Genomic DNA, 15,705 nt, shown 5'->3' on the forward strand with positions numbered 1-15,705 from the left:
CCAAGCCTTACCAATATGAGTGTGCCCTAAATATGTGTTCCGTGGCGGGAATGGACCCGGGGGTTGCTCTGTTAAGCCCGATGAACCCTTCGGTGGGTCACGTCATCACCGGTCACCGACGATTTCGGTCCGGTGCGGTACGCGTGGCATACTGATCGGTCGAGTCCGGTTCCGGTTCACACCGACGATCCGCGTCGGTGACCCGGCGACCACGAGAAAGGGACACCAGAGATGAAGCAGGGAATCCATCCCGATTACCACGCGACCACCGTCGTGTGCGGCTGCGGCAACACGTTCGAGACCCGCAGCACCGCTGCCAACGGTCGCATCAACGTGGAAGTCTGCTCGCAGTGCCACCCGTTCTACACGGGCAAGCAGAAGATCCTCGATACCGGCGGTCGCGTCGCGAAGTTCGAGGCTCGCTACGGCAAGCGCAAGAAGGCCGACGCCGCCAAGTAGACCCGTCGACGACGCCCGCCCGGTTCAGCACGAACCGGCCGGGCGTCGTTTGTCTTTGCACGGCCCGTGGCGGTGATCGCTGAGCCAAAGGCACTGCGCCGCGCCGCGATGCAGGACGAAGAACGAGGAGCGCAGCGACGACGTGATGAGGACGAAGAGCGGTGACTGAAGGCGCGGGTGCACGCACAGGCGGAGCCGGTGCCAATGGTGCTAGCGGAGCGACAAGGCGATGACGACGAAGAGCGGTGCAGTAGGGCGCGAACACCGCACCGGCGGAGCCGGTGCCAAAGGCACTGCGCCGCGCCGCGATGCAGGAGGAAGAGCGAGGAGCGCAGCGACGACGTGATGAGGACGAAGAGCGGTGAGTAAAGGCGCAGGTGCACGCGCGGACGGAGTCCGCGCCAAAGGAACCGCCATCGATGACATTCTCGCCGAGCATGCGGGTTTGGAGACCCAGCTCGCCGATCCGTCGTTGCATGACGATCCGGCGACGGCGCGTCGCGTGGGCAAGAGGTTCGCCGAGTTGGCGCCGATCATGGCGACCCATGCCCGGTTGCAGTCCGCGCGTGACGATCTCGCGGCCGCAAGGGAGCTCGCCGCCGATGATGCTGCGTTTGCCGAGGAGATCCCGGCGCTCGAGGAGACGGTGGCAGAACTCGATGCGACACTGACCGATTTACTCGCCCCGCGTGACCCGCACGATGCCGACGACGTGGTGCTCGAGATCAAATCCGGTGCGGGCGGCGAGGAGTCGGCGTTGTTTGCCGCCGATCTGGCGCGCATGTACCTGAAGTACTGCGAGCGGCACGGGTGGAAGGCCGAAATGCTGGGTATCACCGAGTCCGATCTCGGCGGCTACAAGGAAGCCACGATGTCGATTCGCTCGCGTGAGGTGTCGCGGGACGGGGTGTGGTCGCGATTGAAGTTCGAGGGCGGTGTGCACCGCGTGCAGCGGGTGCCGGTCACCGAGTCGCAGGGGCGCATTCACACGTCGGCGGCCGGGGTGCTCATCTATCCGGAACCGGACGAGGTGGAGCAGGTCGCGATAGACGAGTCGGATCTGCGGATCGACGTGTATCGCTCGTCGGGTAAGGGTGGGCAGGGCGTCAACACCACCGACTCGGCGGTGCGCATCACCCACCTTCCGACCGGGATCGTGGTGACCTGCCAGAACGAGCGTTCGCAGCTGCAGAACAAGGCGCGTGCCATGCAGGTGCTCGCCGCCCGTTTGCAGTCCGCGGCCGAGGAAGAGGCGCAGGCCGCGGCCGCCGAGGGGCGGGCGGCGCAGATCCGCACCGTCGATCGTTCCGAACGGATCCGTACCTACAACTTCCCGGAGAACCGGATCACCGATCACCGCATCGGCTACAAGGCGAGCAATCTCGATGCCGTGCTGAGCGGCGACATGGATGCTTTGCTCGATGCGCTCGTCGCGGCTGACCGGCAGGCGCGTCTCGAGGCGCAGTGACCCGTTCGGTACGGGACGCGATCGCTTCGGCGACCGCGCTTCTCGCGTCCGCGGGGGTTGATTCGCCGGCCGCTGACGCGCAGTGGCTGCTGGCCCATGTCCTCGGCGTCTCCCGGGGTCGGCTGTTGCTCGTGGACGACATCTCTGACGCGGTGGCCAGGGACTACGACGATCTCGTCGCCGCGCGCGGCCGTCGGATTCCGCTGCAGTATCTCACCGGGTCGGCGTCGTTCGGGCCGGTCGAGCTCGCTGTCGGGCCGGGCGTGTTCGTCCCGCGCCCGGAGACCGAGTTGCTCTACGCGTGGGCGCTCGAGGTGGCTGAGGGGGAAAGTCCCACGATCGTCGATCTCTGTAGCGGCAGTGGGGCGCTGGCGATCGCGCTGGCCGTGTCGCTGCCGGGGGCCCGGGTGTACGCCGTGGAGCGCTCACCGATCGCGGCACAGTGGTTGCGCCGCAACGTCGATGGCGCCGGGGTCGCCGACCGCGTCCACGTTCACCTCGGCGACGCAACCGATCCTGCCGCGGTGTCGGAGATGGTCGGCGGTCCGGTGGACCTGGTGGTGAGCAACCCTCCGTATGTCCCCACGGGCGTGACGGTGTCGCAGGAGGTGCGGGCCGACCCGGCCGAAGCGGTGTTCGGTGGCGATGACGGTATGTCGGTGATCACCCCGATGGTCGGGGTGATCGCGCAGATCTTGCGGGCCGGTGGCCGGGTCGGGATCGAACACGATGACACGACGTCGGCATCGGTGGTCGGGGTGTTGGCGGGATCGGGTGTCTTCGACGAGGTGCGTGAGCACGAGGATCTCGCCGGGCGTCCGAGATTTGTCACGGCCCGTGCGAGGATGGACCGGTGAGCTCACTTTTCGACTGCGCCGATCCCGACCAGCGAGCCACCGGAATCCGGGCGGCGGTCGGTGCCGCCAAGTCCGGCCGGCTGATCGTCATGCCCACCGACACTCTGTACGGAATCGGTTGCGACGCATTTGATTCCGAGGCTGTTGCAGAGCTGTTGGCCGCCAAGGGTCGGGGCCGCGACATGCCTGTTCCGGTACTCGTCGGCTCCTGGCACACCGTCGACGGACTCGTTCTCGGTGTCAGCTCCGCGACGCGTGCGCTCGTGGAGGCATTCTGGCCGGGCGGGTTGTCGCTGGTGGTGCAGCAGGCGCCGTCACTGGCGTGGGATCTCGGCGATACCGACGGCACCGTGATGTTGCGTATGCCGCTGCATCCGGTGGCCATCGAGATCCTGCGTGACGTCGGGCCGATGGCGGTGTCGAGCGCCAATGTCTCGGGCCAGTCGCCGTCGACGACCGCACAGGAGGCCCGTACTCAGCTCGGTGATTCGGTGTCGGTCTATCTAGACGGCGGGCCTTCTCCGAAAGCGCAGGCTTCGACGATTGTCGATCTGACCGGCCGGGCGCCTCGCATCCTTCGGCAGGGCGCGGTGAGCGCCGACGACATCGCCGAGGTCCTCGACGTCGACCCGGCGAGCCTGGTGTAGCAATGACGGGTCCGATCCGGTGATGGGTGTCGGCGACGATGCGATCGACGCCGAACTCGCCACGCTGATCGACCGCGAAACGCGGCGTCGCGCGCAGACATTGCAGTTGGTCGCGGGGGAGACGATCGCGAGTTCCGCGGTTCACCGCATTCTCGCGACACCACTGGCCGACACCTATGCCGAGGGGTATCCGGGCGCGCGCTATCACGGCGGGTGCGAGGTGGTCGACGAGATCGAGGAACTGGCGATCGCCCGTGCCGCCTCGTTGTTCGGCGCCGCGTATGTCAACGTGCAGCCGGTATCGGGGACGGCGGCGGCGTCGGCGGTCTATGCGGCGTTCGCCCAGCCGGGCGACCCGGTGCTGTCACTGCGACTCGATCACGGGGGCCATCAGACGCACGGTTCGCGCGCGAACTTCTCCGGTCGGTGGTTCACCACCATCCGATACGCCGTCGGTGAGGCCGACGAACTCGTCGACTACGACCAGATCCGTGATCTCGCGCTGCTGCACCGTCCGCGGTTGCTGGTCGCCGGGTCGGCGACCTATTCACGGCTGTTCGATTATCCGACTCTTCGGCAGATCGCCGACGAGGCCGAGTGCATCCTGTGGGTCGACGCCGCGCACCTGGGTGGTTTGGTGGCCGGCGGGGTGGCGCCGAGCCCGGTACCCCACGCCGATGTCGTGACCATGGTCACCCACAAGGTGCTGCGTGGTCCACGCGGGGGGCTGCTGCTGGGCGCCGACCGTCATCGTGCAGCGCTGCAGAAGGCGGTCTTCCCGTTCACCCAGGGCGCTCCGTCGATGCATGTGATCGCGGCCAAAGCCGCGACGTTCGCCGAGGCGGCCACGGCAGCGCATGCGCGGTACGCGTCCGCGACCGTCGAGAACGCGAGGGCGCTCGCCGCCGCACTCACCGAGCGCGGGCTACGCATCGTCAGCGGCGGCACCGACACCCATCTCGCCGTCGTCGACGTCTCGACGACCGGGCTGAGCGGGGTGCAGGCCCAGCAGCGCCTGCACGGTGCCGGGATCGTCGTCGACAAGGCCGTGCTCCCGTTCGACCCGCGGCCGGTCGCCGAGGGTTCGGCCATTCGCATCGGCACCCCGATCGCGACCCTCGCCGGCGCAGACGCCGGCACGATGACGCAGATCGCCGACTGGATGGTCGCCGCATTGTCCGATCCGTCCCAACACGCTCGAATCCGCGGCTCGGTCGCCGAGTTGCTCGCCGGGTAGCCTGTTCGCGTGCCGGAACCCCTCTCGACCTTGCGCGCCACCGAGCGAGGTCATCGATGAGCGTGGCTGATCCCGGCGTGGCGCACACGTTCGCGGCACTGGCTGCGCCCGGGGTGGGCGAGGGGCTCGGTGTGCCGTTCCGCGAGCTGCTGCTCGTGGGATTGGGTGCGGCGGCCGTCACCTACCTGCTCACCTCGGCAGTGCGGGTCCTCGCGATCAAGATCGGAGCGGTGGCCGTGCCACGCGCACGGGACGTGCACGTCATCCCGACCCCGCGTCTCGGCGGCCTCGGGATGTTCGCCGGGATGGTCGCCGCGGTCGCGTTGGCCGCGAACCTACCCGCGCTCAACCGGGGTTTCGCCTACACCAATGACATCGGGGCGGTGATCTCGGCGGGCGCGGTGATCGTCATCGTCGGCGCGATCGACGACCGATGGGGTCTGGACGCGCTGACCAAGTTCGTCGGTCAGCTCACCGCCGCCGGGGTGATGGTGGTGATGGGGGTCAGCTGGATCCAGTTCCCGGTGCCCTTCGGTGACATCGGCACGGTGGTCCTCGACCCATTCCAGTCCGGGTTGCTGACCGTCGTGATCACCGTCGCCACCATCAACGCGGTGAACTTCGTCGACGGGCTCGATGGTCTGGCCGCCGGTCTGGGGTTCATCGCGGCGTCGGCGATCTGCCTGTTCTCGTTGGGACTGCTCCGTGACCAGGGCGGCGACGTCAGCTACTACCCGCCTGCGCTGATCTCAGTGGTTCTCGCCGGTGCCTGCCTGGGCTTCCTACCGCACAACTTCTCGCCCGCGCGGATCTTCATGGGTGACTCCGGGGCCATGCTGATCGGGTTGATGCTCGCGGCCGCCTCGACCAGCGCCTCGGGTCGTATCGCGGTCTATGCCTACGGTCCGGCGGACGTGTTCACGTTGCTGTTGCCGCTGATCCTCGTCGCCGCGATCGTCTTCGTGCCGATGCTCGACATGCTGATGGCGATCGTTCGCCGTACCCGCGCCGGGGTCGGTTTCTACACGCCGGACAAGATGCATCTGCATCACCGGTTGCTCGAGCTCGGTCATTCGCAGCGACGGGTCGCCGTGATCATCTATCTGTGGGTTGCGATCCTGGCGTTCTCGGCGGCGGCGAGCACATTGTTTCCGATGGCGGTCGTCGCGCCGGCCTTCGCCGGAGGGCTGGTGCTGGCGATGCTGGTGACCATGGCCCCGCGCCTGTCCCGCCGGATCGCGCAGATGCGCACCGCGCACGCGGGACCGGTGGTCGGCGGGCGCGGCGGGCACTGAGGCGCACCTGTCCGTGGGGGCAGGTAACCCGATGGTAAAGACCATGTACTATGAGACGTAGTAGTTCGACGGTGGGCACGGTGCCGTCGGCAACGGATCGGCGGTTCCACGCCGATTCACCTACCTGCTCCGCGGTCTCGCACCCCCTGGTGGTGGCGGTCACGGTGCTTGGTAGGGTCACAGCAACGCGGAGCGTACGCTCGGTTGCTCTCGGCTGCCAGTGGGTACGCCCGATCCCGTGTGCCGTCCTGTGTGCCGCACGGAGGGTTCCAACGAGAGGTGAGGAGAGGCTGATGACGACATCTGCCCCGGACTCCGCTCCCGTGTATTACCCGGCCGCCCCCACCGGCCTGGTGCGACCTGGGATCATCGCCGGTGCGTTCACGCTGATCGTGGCGGGCGTATCGATTTACGTGGGGCACTTCCTGTTTGCGATCTTCTTCGCGGTGGGTGTGGCGGCGGTTCTCGTCAACGCGAAGATGGTGACGATGGCCGTCTCGCGCGTGGCTGCCGAAGCGGACCCCCGTAAGAAACTGTTGGCCGTCAATTCCGCGCTGCGGCTCGGTGTGATCACCGTGCTGGCATTGGCCGCAGCCATTCTGGTCCGGCCCGAGGGGCTGGGCGTGATGTTCGGACTCGCCCTTGGCCAGGTTGTCCTGGTCCTCAACACGGTGATTCCGGTGATGAAAGGACTTCGTAAGCAGCTATGACCGCACCGTCTGATGCGCTGTACCTGGCTGAGGCCAAGATCGAGGTCGGCCACCACCAAGAGGTGGAATGGCTGGGCATGACCTGGAATCTCGACACGATCATCGCCTCGGCGATCGCCGCGCTGATCGTGATCGCGCTCGCATTCTTCGTCAAGGCCAGGATGACCTCGCGCCGGCCGAACACCGTGCAGCTGTACTTCGAGGTCATCACCGTGCAGATGCGCAGCCAGATCGAGAGCGCGATCGGTATGAAGATCGCCCCGTTCGTGCTGCCGCTCGCGGTCACCTTGTTCACCTACATCCTGATCGTCAACTGGTTCTCGGTGCTGCCGGTGCAGTACGGCGTCGACAGTGGCGCGACCCACGAGCTCATCAAGCCGGCCTCGGGCGACGCCAACTTCACCTACGCGCTCGCGATCTTCGTCTTCGTCTGGTACCACGCGGCCGGCATGCGCCGTCGCGGTCCGCTGCGCCACCTGGGCAAGCTGGTCAAGGGGCACGCAGCAGGTCTGGCACCGATCAACATCATCGAAGAGATCGCCAAGCCGCTCTCGCTGTCTCTCCGACTTTTCGGCAACCTGTTCGCCGGTGGCGTCATGGTCGCCCTGATCGCACTGTTCCCCGCATACATCCTGTGGGCGCCGAACGCGATCTGGAAAGCCTTCGACATGTTCATCGGCCTCATCCAGGCCTTCATCTTCGCCCTGTTGACGATCCTGTACTTCAGCCAGGCGATGGAAGACGAGCACCACTAGAACCACCGGCCGACGCCTACTGATGGCGAGCGTCGGCCACTGCAGGACAACCGTAAGAACCACACCCCAATAGAAAAGGTCGGCCCGGCCGACCGGACCCACAGACCTGGCAACCAAGAGTGCCAGTTCCACCCGAAAGGAAAGATCTCAATGGATCCGAATCTGGTTAGCATGGGCGCGTTGATCGGCGGCGGCCTCATCATGGGCGGCGGCGCGATCGGTGCGGGCATCGGCGACGGTATCGCCGGTTCGCAGCTCATCGCCGGCATCGCCCGGCAGCCGGAGGCCCAGGGACGTCTGTTCACCCCGTTCTTCATCACCGTGGGTCTGGTCGAGGCGGCCTACTTCATCAACCTGGCGTTCATGGCCCTGTTCGTGTTCGCCAACCCGGCTCAGACCTACGGCGCGTCCTGAGTCGAAGCGTCGTCCGTTCAGCTGCTCGTAGTTCGCAATCCCGATAGGGGACATCCAACATGATGAGTCTCGCCGCAGAAGAAGCCGGGGAGAAGACGTCCAACTTCCTCATCCCGAACGCCACTCTGATCGCGTGCCTGCTGATCTTCATCGTCGTCCTGGTCGTCATCCGTACCTTCGTCGTTCCTCCGATCCTCGAGGTGCTCGACGAGCGTGACGCGCGGGTGGCCAAGACGGTCGAGGACAACAAGGCCGCGGCGGCGAGCTATGCGGACGCCGACCGGGAGTACGCGGCACGTCTGAAGGAAGCCCGTGGCGATGCCACCGGCATCCGTGACGAGGCCCGCGCCCGCGGCAACGAGCATGTGTCGGCGGCCAAGCACAAGGCCACCGAAGAGGCCGATGCCGCACTCGCCAAGATCTCGGCGGATCTGAAGGTGGAGGCGGACAAGGCGGTCACAACCGCCAAGCAGGACGTGAGTCGGCTGTCGGAGGCACTGGCCGGCCGCGTTCTGGGAACCGACGTCGCCTCGGCCGGTGCCGGGGCCCAGCAGAGCGGGACGGTGAAGTAACCGTGGACATTTTCATCGGGCAGCTCGTCGGCTTCCTCGTCATCGTCGCGATCTTCGTCAAGTGGGTGTTGCCGCCGCTGCGCAAGGCGGTCCTCGCCCAGAAGGACGCGATCAGTCAGCAGATCGTCGAAAGCGACGAGGCCAAGAGCCGGGCCGAGGACGCGCGGGTCGCTCACGACCGCGCGGTCGAAAAGGCCGAGGCGGAGGCCAAGGAGCTCCACGCGGGTGCGCTCGACGACGCGAAGTCGATCGAAGAGGACCTCAAGGCCCTCGCCGACGCGGAGGTCCGGCGCATCAGCGAGCACGGCAAGTCACAGGCCGAATTGGCCCGGACCAGCCTTGTCCGCCAACTGCGGCTGGAACTCGGACTCAACGCCGTCGACGGCGCAGGCGAGCTCGTCCGACGGCATCTCTCGTCGGCCGACAACCAGTCGGCGGCCATCGACCGGGCCATCAGTGAGCTCGACGGCATGGCCGCCGGGCAGGCCGATTCCTCGGTACCGGCCAGCTCGGAACTGATAGGTCTGCACTCGCTGCACGCCACCAGCCGGGACGCGGCGCGCGCCGTCGGCGCCGAATTCGAGTCGGCGGCCAAGGATCTCGACGCGAAGGCGCTGACGTCGGCGTCGGAGGACATGGCCTCGGTCATCAAGTTCCTGCTCGACAACCCGGTCCTGCGCAAGAAGCTGACCGAGGACGAGGACAACGACGCAGGCAAGAAGCAGATGGTGCACACCCTGCTCGATGGCAAGGTCGCCCCGATCGTCGTGGAGACGGTGGCCTCGGCCGCCGCCAAGCGGTGGTCGCAGAGCCTCGACTTCGTGACCGCGCTGCGTCGGCAGAACGCGCTGATCGTACTGACCGCCGCCGAGCGCGACGGGACCATCGAGCAGACCGAGGATGAGCTGTTCCGTATCGGCCGGATCCTCGATGCCAACCCCGAATTCGCTTCGCTGCTCGCAGATTTCCAGCGTCCGGCGGAAGGCCGCGTGGAGTTGCTGCGTTCGCTCATCGGCGATCAGGTCGGTCCGCACACCTGGTATCTGCTCTCGCACACCGTCGCGTTGCTGCACGGACAGCCGTCGGAGACCGCGGTGGCGCATCTGGCCGAGTTGGCCGCCGCCCGTCGCGGGGAGATCGTCGCGCATGTGGTGTCCGCGGTCGAGTTGACCGATGAGCAGCGCACCCGCCTGGCACAGGTGCTGGGCAATATCTACCACCGCACGATCTCGGTCCAGACCGAGGTCGACGAGTCGATCATCGGCGGCCTTCGCATCGGCGTCGGCGACGAGGTGATCGAGGCCGACATCGCCACGAGACTGGCGAAGGCGACCGAGACGCTGCCGCGTTGATCGTGAGCCGGTCGGCTGGAACCATTCCGGTCGATCGGCGCCGACGCACCACCCACCACGAACCACTGCACGGACTGAGCAAGGAAGACGAGAACCCATGGCGGAGTTGACGATCTCAGCAGACGAGATTAAGGGAGCGATCGAGCAATATGTCTCGTCGTTCGACGCCGAAGCCTCGCGCGACGAGGTCGGCATCATCACCGATACCGCAGACGGCATCGCCCACGTCAGCGGCCTGCCGAGCGCAATGGCCAATGAGCTGCTGCAGTTCCCCGGCGGTGTGCTCGGCGTGGCGCTGAACCTCGACGAGGACGAGATCGGCGCGGTCATCCTCGGTGACTACGAGACCCTGGAAGAGGGCGCACAGGTCAGCCGGACCGGCGAGGTGCTCTCGGTTCCGGTCGGTGACAAGTTCCTCGGTCGCGTCGTCGACCCGCTCGGCGCCCCGATCGACGGCCTCGGCGACATCGAGGCCGACGAGCAGCGTGTGCTCGAACTGCAGGCCGCCTCGGTCCTCGAGCGTCAGCCGGTCGAGGAGTCGCTGGCCACCGGCATCAAGGCCATCGACGCGATGACCGCCATCGGCCGCGGACAGCGTCAGCTCGTCATCGGTGACCGCAAGACCGGTAAGACCGCCGTCTGCGTCGACGCCATCCTGAACCAGAAGTCCAACTGGGAGTCGGGCGACGAGACCAAGCAGGTTCGGTGCATCTACGTCGCGATCGGTCAGAAGGGTTCGACCATCGCAGGCGTCAAGACGGCTCTCGAAGAAGCCGGCGCGATGGAGTACACCACCATCGTCGCCGCGCCCGCCTCGGATTCGGCGGGCTTCAAGTGGCTGGCGCCCTACACCGGTTCGGCCATCGGCCAGCACTGGATGTATCAGGGCAAGCACGTCCTGATCGTGTTCGACGACCTGACCAAGCAGGCCGAGGCCTACCGCGCGATCTCGCTGTTGCTGCGCCGCCCGCCGGGCCGCGAGGCCTACCCGGGTGACGTCTTCTACCTGCACTCGCGTCTGCTGGAGCGTTGCGCGAAGCTCTCCGACGCGCTCGGCGGTGGCTCGATGACCGGTCTGCCCATCATCGAGACCAAGGCCAACGACGTGTCGGCGTTCATCCCGACCAACGTCATCTCGATCACCGACGGCCAGGTCTTCCTCGAATCCGACCTGTTCAACAAGGGCGTTCGCCCGGCCATCAACGTCGGTACCTCGGTGTCGCGCGTCGGTGGTGCCGCGCAGACCAAGGGTCTGAAGAAGGTGTCCGGTTCGCTGCGTCTGGAACTGGCGCAGTTCCGTGAGCTCGAGGCGTTCTCGGCATTCGCCTCCGACCTCGACGACGCGTCGAAGGCTCAGCTCGAGCGTGGCGCCCGTTGGGTCGAGATGCTCAAGCAGGATCAGTACAGCCCCTACTCGGTCGAGGACGAGATCGTCTCGATCTACCTGTGCGGCGAGGGACACTACGATTCGGTGCCGGTCGACGACGTGCGCAACTTCGAGACGCAGCTCCTCTCGCACCTGCATCACAACGCCAAGGGAGTCTACGACTCGATCGCCGGCGGCAAGGTGCTCTCCGACGACGAGGCCGAGGCGCTGGTCGCCGAGACCAACAAGTTCAAGAACAGCTACCTCACCCACGACGGCAAGCGCGTGGTCAACGAGGCCGAGGTGGCGGCGATGGACTCCGAGGACGTCGCTCAAGAAGAGATCAAGATTCGCAAGTGATCGACTCAACCAGCGCTGCCGATGCCTTCGTGGCACCGATGGCCGCCGAAGCCTGCGAGGCACACTGATGGCCCGGCAAGGCACACTGATGGCAAGGAAGGGGTGAGGGCTCGTGGCAAGCATCCGTGAGCTGCGCTCACGCATCCGGTCGGTTCAGTCGACCAAGAAGATCACCAAGGCCCAGGAGCTGATCGCGACCTCGCGCATCACCAAGGCCCAGGCTCGCGTCGCAGCTGCCAAGCCCTACGCGACGGAGATGACCAAGGTGCTCTCCGAACTCGCGAGCAGCGCCGGGTCGCTGGATCACCCGTTGTTGCAGGAACGCGAGAACCCCAAGCGGGCAGGCGTTCTGGTGATCACCAGTGACCGTGGCATGTGCGGTGGCTACAACGCCAACGTGCTGCGGGCCACCCGGGAACTCCTCGCGTTGCTCCGCGAGGAGGGCAAGGAGCCGGTGATCTTCGTGATGGGGCAGAAGGGCGTCGGATACTTCACCTTCCGGGGTGCCGACTACGCCCAGGCGTGGACCGGTTTCTCGCAGTCACCGGAGTATTCCGACGCGTCGGTCGCCAGCAAGTTCCTGGTGGACCTGTTCGTCGCCGGCAGCGGCGAAGAGGTCGAGATCCCCGACGGCGAGGGCACACTGGAGGGTGTTGACGAACTGCACCTGGTCTACACCCGGTTCGTCTCGATGCTGACGCAGGTTCCCGAGGTTCGACGGATGGCGCCTCTGGTCGTCACCGAGGACGACGAGGCCGATCAGAGCGACGGCGAGGCCGACAAGGTCGACACCGAGTCGCGCAACTACACCTTCGAACCGAGTGCGGAGTCCTTGCTGGAGGCGCTACTCCCGCGTTATGTGGCCACTCGCGTCTATGCGGCGCTGCTGGACTCCTCGGCGTCGGAGTCGGCGGCGCGGCGGACCGCGATGAAGGCGGCCACCGACAACGCCGAGGAACTGTCGACCTCGCTCTCACGTGAGGCCAATCAGCTCCGTCAGGCCCAGATCACCCAGGAGATCAGCGAGATCGTCGGCGGCTCGAGCGCCCTGGCGAACTAGCCGAGACGAACCCCGCCGGACACAATCTTTCGACAAGAGGAAGTATCCAACCACCATGACCGCAGCAGTAGAAACCCCAGCCTCGCAGTCGTCGGGGTCGGCCGACGGCCGGATCGTCCGCATCATCGGCCCCGTGGTCGACGTCGAATTCCCGCGGGGATCGATCCCGGATCTGTTCAACGCCCTGCACGCAGAGGTGAAGCTCGAGTCGGTCGCCAAGACGCTGACCCTCGAGGTCGCGCAGCACCTCGGCGACAACCTCGTTCGCACCATCTCGATGCAGCCGACCGACGGTCTGGTGCGCGGTGCCACCGTCACCGACACCGGCTACCCGATCCGCGTCCCCGTCGGCGACGTCGTCAAGGGACACGTGTTCAACGCCCTCGGTGACTGCCTCGACACCCCGGGACTCGGTCGCGACGGCGAGCAGTGGGGCATCCACCGCAAGCCGCCGGCCTTCGACGAGCTCGAGGGCAAGACCGAGATCCTCGAGACCGGCATCAAGGTCATCGACCTGCTGACCCCGTACGTCAAGGGCGGCAAGATCGGCCTGTTCGGTGGCGCCGGTGTGGGCAAGACCGTGCTCATCCAGGAGATGATCACCCGTATTGCCCGAGAGTTCTCCGGCACCTCGGTGTTCGCCGGTGTCGGCGAGCGCACCCGTGAGGGCACCGACCTCCACCTCGAGATGGAGGAGATGGGCGTCCTCCAGGACACCGCCTTGGTGTTCGGTCAGATGGACGAGCCGCCGGGCACGCGTATGCGCGTGGCACTGTCGGCGCTGACGATGGCGGAGTACTTCCGTGACGTCAAGCACCAGGATGTGCTGCTGTTCATCGACAACATCTTCCGCTTCACCCAGGCCGGTTCCGAGGTGTCCACGCTGCTCGGCCGCATGCCGTCCGCCGTGGGCTACCAGCCCACACTCGCCGACGAGATGGGCGAGCTGCAGGAGCGGATCACCTCGACGAAGGGTCGCTCGATCACCTCGCTGCAGGCGATCTACGTCCCCGCCGACGACTACACCGACCCGGCGCCGGCCACCACCTTCGCGCACCTCGATGCGACCACCGAGCTCTCGCGTCCGATCTCGCAGCTGGGTATCTACCCGGCCGTGGACCCGCTGACGTCGACCTCGCGCATCCTGGAGGCATCGATTGTCGGTGACGAGCACTTCCGCGTCGCCAACGAGGTCAAGCGCATCCTGCAGAAGTACAAGGAACTGCAGGACATCATCGCCATCCTCGGTATGGACGAGCTCTCCGAAGAGGACAAGGTGACCGTGCAGCGCGCACGTCGCATCCAGAAGTTCCTCGGCCAGAACTTCCTGGTTGCCGAGAAGTTCACCGGCCAAAAGGGTTCGGTCGTTCCGCTCGCCGACACCATCGAGGCCTTCGACCGGGTCTGCAAGGGCGAGTTCGATCACTATCCCGAGCAGGCGTTCAACAGCTGCGGTGGACTCGACGACGTGGAGGCTGCTGCCGAGAAGATCGCCGGAAAGTAGCGGATCGACATGGCAGACAAAGCGTTCCACGTCGAGGTGGTCTCGGCCGACGCCGAACTGTACTCCGGTGAGGCGACCTTCGTGATCGCCCGCACGACCGTGGGTGAACTCGGTGTGATGGCCAACCACGAGCCGCTGCTGGGCCAATTGGTGCCCGGCGGATACGTGGTCATCGTCGAGGAGAGCGGCGAGCGTAAGGCGGCCGCGATCGAGGGTGGATTCCTGTCGATCACGGGCCAGGCGGTGACAATCCTCGCCGAGTCGGCCGAGTGGGCCGATGACGTCGACGTCGCAGCCGAGCGCTCGGCACTCGAGGCCGCCGAACCCGGCTCCGACGAGTACAACCACGCGCAGGCTCGTCTGTCCGCGGCCGAACAACTGGCCTCCTAGACCGCCGAGCACGTCAACAGTGATGACACGACCGGCCACCCCAGTGCGGGTGGCCGGTCGTGTGCTGTTTCGGGGTGGCATCCTGGAGGAGACCAACGCACGACCACAGCCACGTCACGACCTGACGGGTCCGATGCGTCCCGGGCGGCAACGAGGAGGTGCACCAGGGTGTCCGAACTCGTGATCACACTGAGCGTCCTGCTCCTCGTCGCCTTGTGTGTCTGTGGTCTGCTCGCCTATCGGGTGGCCCAGCTGCGTCGCGGCGGTACACCGGTGCTGCTCCGCACCCTGCCGGCCGATGTCGACGAGGGCTGGCGGCACGGCACGGTCCACTACAGCGACGAAGCCCTGCGGTATTTCCGGCTGAGTTCTCTGCGTCCGGGCCCGTCACATACGCTGCCGCGGAGTTCGATCGAAATCGCCGGGCGCCGACGCGCCGTCGGAAGCGAACGTGACATCCTCGAGGGCTTGATCATCCTGCACGTGCACCAATCCGTCGGTACTGGTGTCGGCAAGGACTATGAAATCGCCTTTGACGCCGGTGGGGTCACCGCATTCCAGTCGTGGCTGGAGTCCCGGCGTTCGGCTCGCGCCGAACGCCGCAGCGCCTGAGAGCTTCCGCGATCACGCGGTGGTCAGTCCGACGCCGTCTCATCCGGCCGGTGACGTTGACCGCCCGGCACCCAGGTGACGTCGCCGTCACCGTGCGGCGGCCGGTTGGCCACGCGCGAGAGGATGAACAGCAGATCCGAGAGCCGATTGAGATAGCGCGCGGGGAGCACCGAGGTGGCCTCCGGGTCGGCGTCGACCGCCGCCCACGCCGATCGCTCGGCCCGGCGGGTGACGGTTCGGGCCTGGTGCAGCAGAGCCGACAGGGGACTGCCGCCGGGCAGGATGAAGGAGTCCAGCGACGGCAGGGGCTCGCCGAACGCGTCACACCAGCGCTCGAGTGCGTCGATGTAGTCCTGCTCGACCCGCAGCGGCGGGTACTTCGGGTCCTCGACCACTGGAGTGGACAGGTCGGCGCCGGCGTCGAACAGGTCGTTCTGAACCGTCCGCAAGACCGTCGCGATGTCGTCGGGAACCGATCCGCCCAGCGACAGCGCCGCTCCGATCGCCGCATTGGCCTCGTCGCAGTCGGCGTAGGCGACCACTCGCGGGTCGGTCTTGGATACGCGCGAGAAGTCGCTGAGCCCGGTGGTCCCGTCGTCGCCGGTACGCGTGTAGATGCGGGTGAGATGAACGGCCATAAGTCCCGA

At 66.5% G+C, this 15,705-nt stretch carries 17 protein-coding genes; 16 read left to right on the forward strand and 1 reads right to left on the reverse strand.

Features of this window, described 5'->3' with window-relative positions; translation table 11 throughout:
• Positions 1 to 231 precede the first annotated feature (231 nt).
• The 16 genes from rpmE (at position 232) to J6U32_RS12990 (ending at position 15,058) form a co-directional block, all read left to right on the forward strand.
• A complete protein-coding gene (gene rpmE / locus J6U32_RS12915) occupies positions 232 to 459 on the forward strand; it encodes a 50S ribosomal protein L31 (RefSeq protein WP_006368533.1) in 228 nt (75 codons plus the stop codon).
• A gap of 361 nt (positions 460 to 820) precedes the next feature.
• Positions 821 to 1,927 (forward strand): peptide chain release factor 1, encoded by a 1,107-nt coding sequence (gene prfA, locus J6U32_RS12920; protein ID WP_208795786.1) that lies wholly within the window; start codon positions 821 to 823, stop codon positions 1,925 to 1,927.
• Positions 1,924 to 2,784 carry a peptide chain release factor N(5)-glutamine methyltransferase gene (prmC, locus tag J6U32_RS12925; RefSeq protein ID WP_208795787.1) on the forward strand — a complete coding sequence of 287 codons (861 nt, stop codon included), beginning with the start codon at positions 1,924 to 1,926 and terminating at the stop codon, positions 2,782 to 2,784. The genes prfA and prmC overlap by 4 nt, the downstream gene beginning before the upstream one ends.
• Complete coding sequence (locus J6U32_RS12930; RefSeq protein WP_208795788.1) at positions 2,781 to 3,431, forward strand: L-threonylcarbamoyladenylate synthase; 651 nt, start codon at positions 2,781 to 2,783, stop codon at positions 3,429 to 3,431. The genes prmC and J6U32_RS12930 overlap by 4 nt, the downstream gene beginning before the upstream one ends.
• Before the next feature lie 22 nt (positions 3,432 to 3,453).
• Complete coding sequence (gene glyA, locus J6U32_RS12935; protein ID WP_208795789.1) at positions 3,454 to 4,668, forward strand: serine hydroxymethyltransferase; 1,215 nt, start codon at positions 3,454 to 3,456, stop codon at positions 4,666 to 4,668.
• Between the two features lie 56 nt (positions 4,669 to 4,724).
• Positions 4,725 to 5,963, forward strand: coding sequence for an MraY family glycosyltransferase (locus J6U32_RS12940; protein ID WP_244332855.1), 1,239 nt, complete (start codon positions 4,725 to 4,727; stop codon positions 5,961 to 5,963).
• A 293-nt stretch (positions 5,964 to 6,256) separates the two neighbouring features.
• Complete coding sequence (locus J6U32_RS12945; RefSeq protein ID WP_208795790.1) at positions 6,257 to 6,673, forward strand: hypothetical protein; 417 nt, start codon at positions 6,257 to 6,259, stop codon at positions 6,671 to 6,673.
• Complete coding sequence (atpB, locus tag J6U32_RS12950) at positions 6,670 to 7,428, forward strand: F0F1 ATP synthase subunit A (RefSeq protein ID WP_208795791.1); 759 nt, start codon at positions 6,670 to 6,672, stop codon at positions 7,426 to 7,428. Before J6U32_RS12945 ends, atpB begins: the two co-directional genes overlap by 4 nt.
• Before the next feature lie 150 nt (positions 7,429 to 7,578).
• Complete coding sequence (locus tag J6U32_RS12955) at positions 7,579 to 7,842, forward strand: F0F1 ATP synthase subunit C (protein ID WP_006368525.1); 264 nt, start codon at positions 7,579 to 7,581, stop codon at positions 7,840 to 7,842.
• A gap of 59 nt (positions 7,843 to 7,901) precedes the next feature.
• Entirely contained in the window at positions 7,902 to 8,414 is a 513-nt protein-coding gene (locus J6U32_RS12960; RefSeq protein WP_006368524.1) for a F0F1 ATP synthase subunit B, read from the forward strand.
• Between the two features lie 2 nt (positions 8,415 to 8,416).
• Positions 8,417 to 9,766 carry a F0F1 ATP synthase subunit B/delta gene (locus tag J6U32_RS12965; RefSeq protein WP_208795792.1) on the forward strand — a complete coding sequence of 450 codons (1,350 nt, stop codon included), beginning with the start codon at positions 8,417 to 8,419 and terminating at the stop codon, positions 9,764 to 9,766.
• Positions 9,767 to 9,863: 97 nt separating this feature from the next.
• Complete coding sequence (gene atpA / locus J6U32_RS12970) at positions 9,864 to 11,492, forward strand: F0F1 ATP synthase subunit alpha (protein ID WP_208795793.1); 1,629 nt, start codon at positions 9,864 to 9,866, stop codon at positions 11,490 to 11,492.
• A 112-nt stretch (positions 11,493 to 11,604) separates the two neighbouring features.
• Positions 11,605 to 12,552 (forward strand): F0F1 ATP synthase subunit gamma, encoded by a 948-nt coding sequence (locus J6U32_RS12975; protein WP_208795794.1) that lies wholly within the window; start codon positions 11,605 to 11,607, stop codon positions 12,550 to 12,552.
• A gap of 55 nt (positions 12,553 to 12,607) precedes the next feature.
• Positions 12,608 to 14,056 (forward strand): F0F1 ATP synthase subunit beta, encoded by a 1,449-nt coding sequence (gene atpD, locus J6U32_RS12980; protein WP_208795795.1) that lies wholly within the window; start codon positions 12,608 to 12,610, stop codon positions 14,054 to 14,056.
• Positions 14,057 to 14,065: 9 nt separating this feature from the next.
• Positions 14,066 to 14,446: a F0F1 ATP synthase subunit epsilon gene (locus J6U32_RS12985; RefSeq protein ID WP_208795796.1), complete on the forward strand. Its 381-nt coding sequence runs from the start codon at positions 14,066 to 14,068 to the stop codon at positions 14,444 to 14,446.
• A gap of 168 nt (positions 14,447 to 14,614) precedes the next feature.
• Positions 14,615 to 15,058 (forward strand): DUF2550 domain-containing protein, encoded by a 444-nt coding sequence (locus J6U32_RS12990; protein ID WP_208795797.1) that lies wholly within the window; start codon positions 14,615 to 14,617, stop codon positions 15,056 to 15,058.
• A 23-nt stretch (positions 15,059 to 15,081) separates the two neighbouring features.
• On the opposite strand, the gene J6U32_RS12995 is transcribed toward J6U32_RS12990, so the two are convergent.
• Positions 15,082 to 15,696, reverse strand: a complete 615-nt coding sequence (locus tag J6U32_RS12995) for a cob(I)yrinic acid a,c-diamide adenosyltransferase (RefSeq protein WP_208795798.1) — start codon at positions 15,694 to 15,696, stop codon at positions 15,082 to 15,084.
• Between the last annotated feature and the right edge of the window lie 9 nt (positions 15,697 to 15,705).

The sequence above is a fragment of the Gordonia polyisoprenivorans genome, assembly GCF_017654315.1.
GTDB classification, from domain to species: Bacteria; Actinomycetota; Actinomycetes; order Mycobacteriales; family Mycobacteriaceae; genus Gordonia; species Gordonia polyisoprenivorans_A.